At 72.2% G+C, this 12071-nt stretch carries 14 protein-coding genes and 2 tRNA genes; 6 read left to right on the top strand and 10 right to left on the bottom strand.

Going from position 1 to position 12071, the window contains the following annotated elements; all coding sequences use genetic code 11:
• Nucleotides 1-83 precede the first annotated feature (83 nt).
• The 7 genes from ACZ5GT_RS20765 to ACZ5GT_RS20735 all read right to left on the bottom strand — a co-directional run bounded on the left by ACZ5GT_RS20765 (nucleotide 84) and on the right by ACZ5GT_RS20735 (nucleotide 3910).
• Complete coding sequence (locus ACZ5GT_RS20765) at nucleotides 84-1532, bottom strand: DHA2 family efflux MFS transporter permease subunit (protein ID WP_469026584.1); 1449 nt, start codon at nucleotides 1530-1532, stop codon at nucleotides 84-86.
• A gap of 128 nt (nucleotides 1533-1660) precedes the next feature.
• Nucleotides 1661-2230, bottom strand: coding sequence for a TetR/AcrR family transcriptional regulator (locus ACZ5GT_RS20760; protein WP_469026579.1), 570 nt, complete (start codon nucleotides 2228-2230; stop codon nucleotides 1661-1663).
• Between the two features lie 161 nt (nucleotides 2231-2391).
• On the bottom strand, nucleotides 2392-2820 hold the full coding sequence (locus ACZ5GT_RS20755) for a MaoC family dehydratase (protein ID WP_469026574.1): 429 nt from the start codon (nucleotides 2818-2820) through the stop codon (nucleotides 2392-2394).
• A 7-nt stretch (nucleotides 2821-2827) separates the two neighbouring features.
• The gene (locus tag ACZ5GT_RS20750; protein ID WP_351890834.1) at nucleotides 2828-3280 is read right to left on the bottom strand and encodes a MaoC family dehydratase N-terminal domain-containing protein; all 453 of its coding nucleotides are present in this window, start codon (nucleotides 3278-3280) and stop codon (nucleotides 2828-2830) included.
• A gap of 183 nt (nucleotides 3281-3463) precedes the next feature.
• Nucleotides 3464-3628 carry a 50S ribosomal protein L33 gene (gene rpmG, locus ACZ5GT_RS20745; RefSeq protein WP_003948671.1) on the bottom strand — a complete coding sequence of 55 codons (165 nt, stop codon included), beginning with the start codon at nucleotides 3626-3628 and terminating at the stop codon, nucleotides 3464-3466.
• A 90-nt stretch (nucleotides 3629-3718) separates the two neighbouring features.
• Nucleotides 3719-3791: transfer RNA gene (locus ACZ5GT_RS20740), tRNA-Met, on the bottom strand.
• A 46-nt stretch (nucleotides 3792-3837) separates the two neighbouring features.
• Nucleotides 3838-3910, bottom strand: a tRNA-Thr gene (locus ACZ5GT_RS20735).
• Between the two features lie 308 nt (nucleotides 3911-4218).
• Between ACZ5GT_RS20735 and ACZ5GT_RS20730 the strand changes: the two genes are divergently transcribed.
• Nucleotides 4219-5445: an amidohydrolase family protein gene (locus tag ACZ5GT_RS20730; protein ID WP_469026566.1), complete on the top strand. Its 1227-nt coding sequence runs from the start codon at nucleotides 4219-4221 to the stop codon at nucleotides 5443-5445.
• A gap of 315 nt (nucleotides 5446-5760) precedes the next feature.
• The gene (locus tag ACZ5GT_RS20725) at nucleotides 5761-6417 is read left to right on the top strand and encodes an NAD(P)H-binding protein (RefSeq protein ID WP_469026560.1); all 657 of its coding nucleotides are present in this window, start codon (nucleotides 5761-5763) and stop codon (nucleotides 6415-6417) included.
• 55 nt (nucleotides 6418-6472) lie between these two features.
• On the opposite strand, the gene ACZ5GT_RS20720 is transcribed toward ACZ5GT_RS20725, so the two are convergent.
• The 3 genes from ACZ5GT_RS20720 to ACZ5GT_RS20710 form a co-directional block, all read right to left on the bottom strand.
• Nucleotides 6473-6685: a hypothetical protein gene (locus ACZ5GT_RS20720; RefSeq protein ID WP_469026555.1), complete on the bottom strand. Its 213-nt coding sequence runs from the start codon at nucleotides 6683-6685 to the stop codon at nucleotides 6473-6475.
• Between the two features lie 82 nt (nucleotides 6686-6767).
• Nucleotides 6768-7241: an NUDIX domain-containing protein gene (locus ACZ5GT_RS20715; protein ID WP_469026548.1), complete on the bottom strand. Its 474-nt coding sequence runs from the start codon at nucleotides 7239-7241 to the stop codon at nucleotides 6768-6770.
• An 84-nt stretch (nucleotides 7242-7325) separates the two neighbouring features.
• On the bottom strand, nucleotides 7326-8312 hold the full coding sequence (locus ACZ5GT_RS20710) for an expansin EXLX1 family cellulose-binding protein (protein WP_469026544.1): 987 nt from the start codon (nucleotides 8310-8312) through the stop codon (nucleotides 7326-7328).
• 534 nt (nucleotides 8313-8846) lie between these two features.
• Between ACZ5GT_RS20710 and ACZ5GT_RS20705 the strand changes: the two genes are divergently transcribed.
• The 4 genes from ACZ5GT_RS20705 (at nucleotide 8847) to ACZ5GT_RS20690 (ending at nucleotide 11788) form a co-directional block, all read left to right on the top strand.
• A complete protein-coding gene (locus ACZ5GT_RS20705; RefSeq protein ID WP_030173817.1) occupies nucleotides 8847-9050 on the top strand; it encodes a cold-shock protein in 204 nt (67 codons plus the stop codon).
• A 259-nt stretch (nucleotides 9051-9309) separates the two neighbouring features.
• The gene (locus ACZ5GT_RS20700; RefSeq protein WP_469026536.1) at nucleotides 9310-10938 is read left to right on the top strand and encodes a DEAD/DEAH box helicase; all 1629 of its coding nucleotides are present in this window, start codon (nucleotides 9310-9312) and stop codon (nucleotides 10936-10938) included.
• 236 nt (nucleotides 10939-11174) lie between these two features.
• Nucleotides 11175-11435, top strand: coding sequence for a CBS domain-containing protein (locus ACZ5GT_RS20695; RefSeq protein ID WP_469026898.1), 261 nt, complete (start codon nucleotides 11175-11177; stop codon nucleotides 11433-11435).
• A gap of 38 nt (nucleotides 11436-11473) precedes the next feature.
• Nucleotides 11474-11788 (top strand): SCO5918 family protein, encoded by a 315-nt coding sequence (locus tag ACZ5GT_RS20690; protein ID WP_469026530.1) that lies wholly within the window; start codon nucleotides 11474-11476, stop codon nucleotides 11786-11788.
• Nucleotides 11789-12071 lie beyond the last annotated feature (283 nt).

Raw genomic sequence — 12071 nt, 5'->3', positions numbered from 1 at the left:
TACGAGACGCCACCGACAGCCCCCTCGCCACCGCTTCACCGTTCGCCACGCCCGTGTGCCGCTGATGGTGTGAGGTGGCCGGGTCAGCGGAGGGCGGCCTCGGCGACCGCGGCGGGCGCGGGCGCCGGTTCCGTGCGGCCGGGGAGCCGCCCGGCGCGTCGCCGGGCGGGGATGAGCAGCGCGGCCACCGCGGCGAGCGCGACCATCGCGGAGCCGGTGACCAGGGCGGGCCGCAGGCCGTCGACGAAGGACTGCCCGGACTCGTAGCCGCCCTGGGCCGAGAAGATCGACGACATGACGGCGATGCCGAGCGCGCCGCCGACCTCGCGCAGCGCGTTGTTGGCGCCGGAGGCGATGCCCTGTTGTCCGGGCAGGACGCTGGACATGACCAGGTTGGCGGCCGGGGCGAAGTACAGGGCCATGCCGATGCCGCTGACGATCAGGCCGGGCAGTTGGACGGCGTAGGAGGCGTCGGCGGTGGCCACGGCGGCCATCCAGCCGAGGCCGGCCGCCTGGAGGAAGAGCCCGGCGGCGACGACGGGACGGCCGCCGATCCGGTCGGAGAGGATGCCGGCGATCGGCGCGACGAGCATCGGCATGCCGGTCCACGGCAGCATCCTCAGGCCCGCCTCGGTGGGCGAGTAGCCGAGGACGCCCTGCATGTACTGGCTGAGCAGGAAGATCGAGCCGAACATGCCGAGGAACATCAGCAGGCTCGCCGCGTTGATCCCGGCGAAGGCGCGGGAGCGGAAGAGACGCATCGGGAGCATGGGGTTCTCGGCGCGGGTGCTGTAGACGACGAAGCCGACGGCCAGCGCGGCGCCGGCGAACAGTCCGGTGAGCACCAGGGGGCCGGTCCAGCCGTCGGCGGGCCCGCGGACCAAGCCGTAGACGATCCCGAAGAGGCCGCCGCTGGCGAGCAGGGTGCCGGGGACGTCGAGCGGGGCGCCGGTGCCGTGGGACTCGGCGAGACGCAGCCGGGCGAGCGGCAGCAGGGCGACGCCGAGCGGGACGTTCAGCCAGAAGATCCAGTGCCAGGAGACGTGTTCGGTGAGGCTGCCGCCGATCAGCGGCCCGGAGGCCACCGCGAGGCCGTTGACGGCGCCCCAGATGCCGTACGCCGTCCCGCGCCTGGCGGCGGGCACGGCAGCGGTCAGCAGGGTCAGTGTGAGGGGCATCATGATCGCCGCTCCGACGCCCTGGACCGCGCGGGCGACGATGAGGGCGTCGATGCCGGAGGCCATGGCCGCGGCGGCGGACGCGCCGGTGAAGACGGTCAGACCGGCGAGGAAGAGGCGGCGCCGGCCGAAGCGGTCGCCGAGTGCGGCGCCAAACATCAGCAGGACGGCGAAGGTGAGCGTGTAGGCGCTCACGGTCCACTCCAGGTCGTCCAGTGCGCCGCCGAGGTCCTCGCGGATGGAGGGCAGGGCGGTGGTGACGACGAGGTTGTCGAGGGCCGCCATGAATCCGGCGACGCTGGTGATGACGAGGGCCCAGACTGCTCCCCCGCGACGTGCGGTCTGCTCTGACATCGCTCCCCCAGAGAGTGTTCGGCGTCCGTGACCGGCCGCCGACGATTAGTTATTGATTACTAACTTTCGCGCTCATGAAGCTCCCGAAATGGCGCCGCGACGCCCTTCCGGTTCACCGCCGCTTGCCGCTACTTCTCCAGCCGGCCCTTGATCCGCGCCGACGGATACAGCCCTTCCCAGACCCGGTGGCCGGGCGGGAACCCCATGGCCACCAGGCAGTTGACGAGCATTCCGTACGCCATGAAGGTGGTGGTCTCCTCGATGTCGGCGCCGAGCGGCAGGTGCACGGTGTCCCACAGCCGCATCCAGCCCGCGCGGACCTCCTCGCCGAGCTCGCGCTCGCCGGCCTGCTCGGCGGCGGCCACGGCGACGTACATCTGCATCTGCATCAGCAGCTGCTCCGGCTGCTCCGCGATGACCCTGGTGTACGCGTTGGCCATGGCGTGCAGCGCCTCTTCGCCCTCCAGCCCCTCGGCGGCCTCCTGGAAGGTGCGGACGGTGTCCTCCATGCAGCGCTGGACCACCGCGAGGAACAGCGCCTTCTTGCCCGGGAAGAGCCGGAAGAGGTAGGGCTGCGAGACGCCGACGCGCTTGGCGATCGCCTCGGTCGACGTGCCGTAGTAGCCGCCACGGGCGAACTCGGCGGTCGCCGCGCGGACGACGCTCTCGCGCCGCTCCTCTGCGCTCATCCTGACCATGCGAGAAAGTTAGTGCTCAATCACTAACTACGTCAAGGCGATCGCGATCCGGGGATCCACAGACGTGCGCGTCCTCATGGGCGGTAAGGGGTGCCCTCGCGGTGGAGTGCGCCCCTTACATCGCCGTGCTTCGTCACTTCGCGTTACTGCCTCTGGGCGCCTCAGGCCAGTCGTACGACCGCCCGTGACATCCCGAGCACCTTCTGGCCGGCGCTGGTCGCCGTGAGGTCGACGCGGACCGTGTTGTCGTCGAGTTTGGCCGCGACCTTGGCGCCGACCTCGATCACGGCTCCCTCGTCGTCGTTCGGGACGACGACGGGCTTGGTGAAGCGGACGCCGTACTCGACGACCGCGCCCGGGTCGCCGATCCAGTCGGTGACCACCCGGATGGCCTCCGCCATGGTGAACATGCCGTGCGCGATGACGTCCGGCAGCCCGACCTCCTTGGCGAACTTCTCGTTCCAGTGGATCGGGTTGAAGTCCCCGGAGGCGCCCGCGTAGCGCACGAGCGTGGCACGGGTCACCGGGAAGGTCCGGGCGGGCAGCTCGGTGCCGACCTCGACGTCGTCGTAAGCGATCTTCGCCGTCATCGGTTCCTCACGCCTCCTCTGCCGCACGGGCGACCAGCTTGGTCCAGGCGGTCACGACGTGCTCGCCGGCCTCGTCGTGGACCTCGCCGCGGATGTCCAGGATGTCGTTGCCGGCCAGCGACTTGATCGCCTCGATGGTCGAGGTGACGGTGAGCCGGTCACCGGCGCGCACCGGGCGGGTGTAGGCGAACTTCTGGTCGCCGTGCACCACGCGGTTGTAGTCCAGGCCGAGCTGGGGGTCCTGGATGACCTGCGCCGCGGCCTTGAAGGTGATCGCGAAGACGAAGGTCGGCGGGGCGATCACCTCGGGGTGGCCGAGCGCCTTGGCGGCCTCCGGGTCCGTGTACGCCGGGTTGGCGTCCCCCACCGCTTCCGCGAACTCCCGGATCTTCTCCCGGCCCACCTCGTAGGGCTCGGTGGGCGGGTAGCTCCGCCCCACGAAGGACTGGTCGAGCGCCATGGCTCGGCACCTCCTGGTGTCTGCTGTGGTTGACCTGGTGGCCCGCCCCGCAGGGACCCCGCCCCTGCGGGCACCGGCCGGAACCGGTGCCGGAACCGACACGGGGAACCGACCGGTAACCGGGACCGAAACGACACGAGGCCGCCCCCGGACTGCGGGGGCGGCCTCGTGTACGAGCCTTGTTTATCGCGTTTCGCGGTGCGCGGTGTGCGCGTTGCAACGCGGGCAGTGCTTCTTCATCTCCAGTCGGTCCGGGTTGTTACGCCGGTTCTTCTTGGTGATGTAGTTCCGCTCCTTGCACTCCACGCAGGCCAGCGTGATCTTCGGGCGGACGTCGGTGGCAGCCACGTGAGTGCTCCTAAGACGAACAGATGGACTGATTCAACGCAAGAAAGAGTAGCCGATCGAAGGACCGACCCCACAATCGGCTACTGTCAGTAGCGGTGACCGGACTTGAACCGGTGACACAGCGATTATGAGCCGCTTGCTCTACCGACTGAGCTACACCGCTTCGATGAGATCGGGCCCCGCCTTGCGGCGGGAACCTCTCTCACCAGAGCCCCAATACGGAATCGAACCGTAGACCTTCTCCTTACCATGGAGACGCTCTGCCGACTGAGCTATTGGGGCGAGCGATGAAGACATTACACGGTCCGCAGCCGTTCGCCCAAATCCGTTTCGCGGCCCCCGTCCGGGAGCGTCCCCCGCACCTCCCAGGAGCCGCCGCGGCCGCTCCGGCACCACGCCAGAACCACGCCAGAACCACGCAGAACCACGGCGGACCGTGCCGGAGTACGCCGCGGACCACGCCGGTACGACTATTGCGCTCCTCCCCGCCGGGAACGGGCCACCGCCCTAGGCTCGACTCACTCTGCGTGATCTTGTGCCCCTGCGCAGTCCCCGAGCTTGCGCAAGCCCGCCCGAGCCTCTGGAGCGCGATGCCCGACAGCCGGCCGCAGCCGAACCGCTCGTCCGCCCTGCTGCTGTGCGGGGCGCGGCTCACCGACGGCCGGACGGTGGACGTGCGGCTGGACGGGGAACGGATCGAGGCGGTCGGCACGGCGGGCAGCCTGACGGCAGGCGGGGGGCGGGACGGCGGCACCCGCGTGGACCTCGGCGGCTATCTGCTCGTACCGGCCCCGGCCGAACCGCACGCCCACGGTGACACCGCCCTGTCGGCCGCCGGCGACGGCCCGGCGTCGTACGACCCCCGCGACGTCCAGCGCCGGATCACCGAGGCGGCGCTGCTGCAGTTGGGGCACGGGGCGACCGCGTTGCGGGCACACGTGCGCGTGGGCGACGTGCGGGGGCTGGGCGCGCTGGTGGCGGTGGAGCGGGCGCGGCGTTCGCTGCGCGGGCTGACGGAGCTGACCGCGGTGGCGATGCCGCGGCTCCTGACGGGCGCGGCGGGAGCGGACGGGCTCGCGATGCTGCGGGACGCGGTGAAGATGGGCGCCGACGTGGTGGGCGGCTGCCCCGACCTGGACCCGGACCCCATCGGGTACGTGGAGGCGGTGCTCGAGGTGGCCTCCGAGCACGGCTGCCCCGTCGACCTGCACACCGACGCCGTCGACCCCGCCCGTCTGGCCCGCCTCGCCGCGATGGCGGGCGGACTGCGCCCCGGCGTCACCCTCGGCCCGTGCGGCGGTCTCGGCCGGCTTCCGGCCGACGCGGTCTCGCGCACCGCCGACCGGCTCGCGGCGGCCGGGGTGACGGTGGTGTGCCTGCCCCAGGGCGGCTGCGGGGGCGCCGACCGCCTGGGCACGGCTCCGGTACGGCTGCTGCGGGCGGCCGGCGTGCGGGTGGCGGCGGGCAGCGGCGCGCTGCGGGACGTCTCGAACCCGGTGGGCCGCGGGGACCCGCTGGAGGCCGCCTACCTGCTGGCCTCCCACCACGCGCTCCGTCCCGAGGACGCCTACGACGCGGTGAGCTCGGCGGCGCGGGCCGCTCTGGGCCTGCCCGAGGTACGGGTGGAGGCCGGCTTCCCCGCCGAGCTGCTGGCGGTACGCGGCGACCGGCTCACGGAGGCGCTGTCGCTGGCGTACAGCCGGATCGTCGTGCACCGGGGGCGGGTGGTCGCGCGGACGAGCGCGGTACGGGAGTACTGCAACTCGGCCGCGGCGGAGCTGGGACTGCCCCGACAGGGGCGTGGGGAGCTGTCGTGAGGGCGCGGGGCGGGCGAGCCCGGCGCGCGTACGGGAGGGCACGCCCGGCGTGTGGCATGGGCGTGCGCGCCCGGCGTGCGATTCGCTGGTTCACCACCTGGCCGGCTGCCTGGACACACTCCGGAGGGCCATGGGTTGGGCAACGGAGGCGCACGCGCTCCGCGGGAAACCGCACGGCGTGCGCGCTCGGAGCGTGCGCCCGGCGTGTGGCGAACAGGCGCGCGCAGCCGGCGCGTGCGGGAGGGCGCGGGCGCCCCCTGGAACGCGGTTCAAGTCGTGCGGCGGATACGGCCATCCGGGCGTACGGTCGGAGACATGCGCATTGTCATCGCTGGTGGTCATGGTCAGATCGCGTTGCGGCTGGAGCGGCTGCTCGCCGCGCGCGGAGACGAGGTCGCGGGGATCATCCGCCACGCCGAGCAGGGCGACGACCTGCGAGAAGCGGGCGCAGAACCGGTCCTTCTGGATCTGGAGTCGGTCTCCGTCGAGGAGGTCGCGGCCCATCTGCAGGGCGCGGACGCGGCCGTGTTCGCGGCGGGCGCGGGTCCGGGCAGCGGGGTGGCCCGCAAGGACACGGTGGACAAGGCGGCGGCCATCCTGTTCGCGGACGCCGCGGTCCGGGCGGGCGTGCGCCGGCATGTCGTCGTGTCGTCGATGGGCGCGGATCCGGCGCACCAGGGGGACGACGTCTTCGACGCCTACCTGCGCGCGAAAGGCGCGGCCGACGCGCATGTGCGGAGTCTGGACGCCCTGGACTGGACGATCCTGCGCCCCGGCAGCCTGACGAACGACCCCGGCACCGGCCTGGTACGGCTGGAGGCCGACACCGGTCGGGGCTCGGTCCCCCGCGACGACGTCGCCACCGTGCTGGCGGAGCTGGTGGACACCCCGGCGACGGCGGGCCTGGTCCTGGAGCTGGTGAGCGGGTCGACGCCGGTGTCGGTGGCGGTGAAGTCGGTGGCCGGGCCCTGAGCGGCTCCGCCGCGCCGAAGCGGTCGCGCCCCGCCCGGCGCCCGGTCCCGCCCGCTCAGAAGAGGGGCAGTTGCCCGGGGAACTCGGGCACGACGTAGCCGTCGAGAGTGGGCTGGGCGGCGTCGCTTTCGGCCTGGCGGCGCGAGCCGGCGCAGGAGACGAGGACCCCGTTCTCGCGCGCCCCCGGCGGGTCGTGCCGGGCGAACCGGCCGGCCACGACGGCGATCTCGCGCCGGCATTCGGGGCAGCGTCTGCGACGAGTGGACATATGGTCAGTGTGCCCTGGGCGGCGGGGTGTTGAGGTGGCGCGGCATCCGCGGGCAGGGCGCCGGCAGCGGCGGCCGCGGCCGTCAGCCGATGTGGGGCGCGGTCCGCGTCGGGTCCAGGGCGTGGTCGATCCGCAGGCGCATGGTGGGGTGGATGTCCAGTCCGGCCAGGCCGGTCGGGTCGACCCAGCGGACCTGGCTGGTCTCGTCGCTCGTGCGGAGTTCGCCGCCCGTGGGGCGCGCCCGGAAGCAGATGCTGAACTGCTGGCGGACCTCCCCGTCGTCGTACCGCATCACGTGGCCGGGGTCGGTGTAGATGCCCGTCAGGCCGACGACCTCCACCTCGATCCCGGTCTCCTCGTGGACCTCGCGCACCACCGTGTCGCTGATGGACTCCCCCAGGTCGTGACCGCCTCCGGGCAGGGCCCAGCGTCCGTTGTCGGACCGCCGCACCATCAGCACCCGCCCCGCGTCGTCGCGCACGAAGGCCACGACGGCGGGCACGACGGAGTTGGCGGGCGGGGCGTCGGGGTCGTGCAGGTAGTCGATCCGTCCCATGCCGACGTGCCTACCACAGACCCCGCCCCCACGGCCTTCACTGCCATCCGGACAGCCCTGCCCCCGCACCGGCCTGCGGCGCGGTCAGTGGGCGGCGAACTGGACGCGGGTGGGCTGCACGGCGTCCGGGCGGAGCGCGATGCCGTCGACGACCAGTCGTTCGCCGTAGATGTCGGTGATCCTCAGCCCGCCGCCGCACCCGCTGCCGTGCTCGGAGAGGAAGTAGTTGAAGTCGGTGCGGGGCAGCGGGCTCCAGCCGCCGCCCGCGCGGACCTCCAGCCGCGCCACCGGATTGCGGTGGCCGATCACCTGCACGGCGCACCAGTAACGGCTGGACCCGGTCTTGTACCGGAGCGAGATCGTGTCGGTGGTGCTGGGGCTCAGCAGACTCCAGGTGATCGCGATGCGGCCGCGCGAGGGGGCGGCGAGCTTGGCGAAGGCCTGGACGCTGAGGTCGAGTTGGCCGGGGGCGCAGGGCAGCGGGCATTCGTTGGTGACGCGGACCGTGACGGATGCGCCGTCGGCCGTGCGGACGCGCACGTAGGCTCCGCACGCCTTCGCGGACTCGTAGTCGGCGTGGTTCATCGCGGCGACCATGAGGTCGTCGGCCGGGCCGTACAGGCAGGCGCCGTCCCCGTCACCGGCGTCGTAGTGGGTGGCGACTCCCCGGTAGGTGACCGCGGGCCGGATCCGCCCCGCCAGCGGCGCCGCGGCGGAACCGGTCCGGGGGGCGGTGGCCGTGGCCGACGGCTGCCGGGAGGAGGCGGTGGCGGTCGGGTGCGACGCCGGGGTGGACGCGGCGGCGGACGAGGACGGGGAGGCAGACGGGGATCGGGACTGGGACCGAGACCGGGACGTCTCGGACGGTGTCCGCTTCGTAGACGACGGGGCGCCGGCCTGATCGCCGGCGAGGGACGTGGCCCGGGCGTGCCCGGCGTCGTCCGCCCGGCGACCGGGCTGGAACGCGACGACCAGCAGTACGACGAGCCCGGCGGCCAGCACGGCGATGCCGGGGACGAGCGCGGCGCGGCGCTTGCGGGGAGGGCGGCGGCGATGCGACGGGAGCGCCACGGATGATTCCTTACCTGACCGGGTTCGGGGGAACGCGTGGTTGCCGTGAAATACGGGTGGAGGGGGTCTCCGACTCATCAGTGGCCGCGGGGCGGGAAAAGGTTGCCGGAGCGGCCCGACGTTCCGGTCGTGGCGGGATCGCGGCGTCGGGCGGGGATTGTGACCTTCGTCGCCGCAGGGGGTCCCCGGGGTGTTCCGCGCCCTCCCGGGCATCGGTGGCGCCGGTGACCGTACGTACGGTGTCTCGGGAGGTCAGGGCTCCGCGACCGCCCGGCCGCCGCCGGGAAACACCGCGACCGGCGAGCCAATATCTGTGTTCGCAAAGTGAGAATTAAGCACGGCGCGCACCGAGTATTCCCGACCATCGGACCGGGCCGAAATCATCGACAGTGCAGGGCCGGTCGCGCCATGCTACTGTCGATCTCAGTTGCAGGTGTGATTGCCAGAAGGTTCATTTCTTCCTACGGCGTCATCACGGCGACACGGAACCCGCACAGGGCGGATTCCCGACACCGCCTCCGAAGGAGAAATGAAATGGCTACTGGAACCGTGAAGTGGTTCAACGCGGAAAAGGGCTTCGGCTTCATCGAGCAGGACGGCGGCGGCGCCGACGTCTTCGCCCACTACTCGAACATCGCCGCCCAGGGCTTCCGCGAGCTGCTGGAAGGCCAGAAGGTGTCCTTCGACATCGCGCAGGGCCAGAAGGGCCTGACGGCCGAGAACATCGTTCCCGCCTGACATAACGCACCATCACACACTTCGCAGTTGGGGCCCGCGCCTAGGGGTGCGGGCCCCGACTCGCTGTATTCAGGGGCCGTCCGACCGCAGGCTCCTGCGCATCTCCTCAGCTTTACGGGCGGTGGCGCATTTACCGTTGCCCCGACCGCCCTCCGACGACTTTGGCTCGTTCTCGCAATTCTCTGCGCCGCTCATTTGCTGCGGGAATTCCTTGCACGTGCCGCTTCGATGCCATGTGCCGCGACAAGGAAGGTTCCGCATGAATCGCGCCCGCACGTCCCGTAGCTACGACCGCTCCCGAGGGGGCTCCGGCGCCCCCCGCTCCGGCGCCGCCCGCTCCAGCGCTCCGCGCCGCTCGCGCGGCTACGGAAGCCGACCGGCCGCGCCGGCCGAGTTCGCCCTGCCGGAGACGGTCACGCCTCCGCTGCCCGCCGTCGAGTCGTTCGCCGAACTCGGCCTGTCGGCGCAGTTGCTGGCCGCGCTCGGCCACGAAGGAGTGACCGTACCGTTCCCGATCCAGGCGGCGACCCTGCCGAACTCCCTGGCCGGGCGGGACGTGCTCGGCCGTGGCCGCACCGGCTCGGGCAAGACGCTCGCCTTCGGTCTCGCCCTCCTGGCCCGGACCGCGGGACGACGCGCCGAGCCTCGGCAGCCCCTCGCCCTCGTCCTCGTCCCCACCCGCGAGCTCGCCCAGCAGGTCACCGACGCGCTCACCCCGTACGCCCGTCCCCTCGGGCTGCGGCTGGCCACCGTCGTCGGCGGGACGTCGATCGGCAGGCAGGCCGGCGCGCTGCGGGGCGGGGCGGAGGTCGTCGTCGCGACGCCCGGGCGGCTGAAGGACCTGATCGGCCGCGGCGACTGCCGCCTGGACGACGTCGAGATCACCGTCCTGGACGAGGCCGACCAGATGGCCGACATGGGCTTCATGCCCCAGGTCACCGCCCTGCTCGACCAGGTACGCCCCGACGGTCAGCGGATGCTCTTCTCGGCCACCCTGGACCGCAACGTCGACCTCCTGGTCCGCCGCTACCTCAGCGACCCGGTGGTCCACTCCGTCGACCCGTCGGCGGGCGCGGTCACCACGATGGAGCACCACGTGCTGCACGTGCACGACACGGACAAGCACCGGACGACCACCGACATCGCGGCGCGCGACGGTCGCGTGATCATGTTCCTGGACACCAAGCACGCGGTGGACCGGCTGACCAAGCATCTGCTGAGCAGCGGTGTCCGCGCCGCGGCCCTGCACGGCGGCAAGTCGCAGCCGCAGCGCACCCGGACCCTCACGCAGTTCAAGAGCGGGCACGTGACCGTCCTGGTGGCGACCAACGTCGCCGCGCGCGGCATCCACGTCGACAACCTCGACCTGGTCGTCAACGTCGATCCGCCCAGCGACCACAAGGACTACCTGCACCGTGGCGGCCGCACGGCCCGCGCCGGCGAGTCCGGCAGCGTCGTCACCCTGGTGACGCCCGATCAGCGCCGCGACATGAACCGCCTGATGGCCTCGGCCGGCATCACCCCGCGGATCACTCAGGTGCGCCCGGGTGACGAGGAACTGAGCCGCATCACGGGGGCCCAGACCCCCTCCGGCGTCCCGGTCGTCATCGCGGCGCCGGAGACGGAACGCCCTCGCCGCACGGCTTCCTCATCGCGCGGTCGCGGGGGGCGTGGAGGACGCGGCACCCGCGCGGGCGGTGACGGCCGTGAGGGTCGCGGCGCGCGTGACGGGGACCGGAACACCGGAAACGCTGGGAACGGCGGAAACGCTGGGAACGGCGGGAGTGACGGAACCGGTCGTGGTGGGCGCGCTGTCGACGGCCGCCCGGCCGGTGAAGCTGCCCGGCGCAGGCCGCGCCGGCAGCGCGCCTACGGATCGGCCGCGTAACCGCCGTGCGGCGCCACGCGCCCGCCCCGTCGGCACCTTTCACCCCGCCGGTCCAGCCGGTCCCGCCCGTTGGGCTCGTACCGCTCGTACGGCCCGTCCGGCCCGTGCGGGGTCGAGTCTCAGGAGGCACCTTGACGCAGGATCAGGACCAGGACCAGATTCAGGACCGCGGGCCGGCTTCCGGCCCCGGGAGCACGGCCGACGCGGACACGTGCGGACCGCGGGTCCGTGACGACATGACCGTCGAGGTCGCCCTGGCCGTCATGGCCGCCGCCCGGGTGGAGCACCTGACCCTGTGCGACAGGGACGACCAGAGCACGGGCCGGATCACCCTCGCCCGTCTCGCGATCCTCCGTGACAGTGCCACGTACACGGACCGGATCCGGCTACGGGACGTCCTCGACGGCCCCTTCGCCGCGGCCGGCACCGCACGCGTCGCGCATGCCGCCGTCGCAGGCGTCGCATCCGTCATGGACACCTGTCTCCGACCTGTCTGACCTGGCCCCCTCCGTCCCCCTTCCCTCTGTGAGGCATCATGCGCTGCATCATCGCCCGCTACCCGTTCGAGCTGACCAAAGCCGGAGTGCTGGAGTCGATGAAGGGCGTCACGCCCGAACTCGTCACGGGAGAGTCCGTCACCATCGGCCGTCGCCGCTACCCCGTCAAGCAGGTGGGCCAGATCATCACCCGACAGGACCGTCGTGACTTCACCAGCGGTGAAGTCACCCGGGCCATGGCCCGCCTCGGCTTCACCTGCCACGCCGCCCCCGGCGCCGAGCCGGCGCCGGAGCTCACTCCGCTCCAGACCGCGGCCGCACTGCTCGGCGACAGCGACACGCTGGGCGGGTGAGCCGGCGGATCCGCCGCCGTAACAGATGTGGGCCCTGCCGACGCGTGTCGGCAGGGCCCACATCTGTGTCCACGGATCTCCCGCGGTGGTCCAGCGGGACCCTTCCGAGCCCGAGCCCAAAATCTACCGAGCCCAAAATCTACCTTTGTCAGAGTAGACATTCACTTCCCGCAGTCCTACGCTTTTTCTTGCAGACAGTAAGAGCGCGACAGGAACGGAGGAGCAGACGCCATCAGGATCGCCCGGCCCGAACGCCCTCGGACCGGGTACCGCGAGGACCCGG

Source organism: Streptomyces sp. NPDC031340 (assembly GCF_055569945.1).
This window is presented reverse-complemented; position numbering and strand designations above follow the sequence as displayed.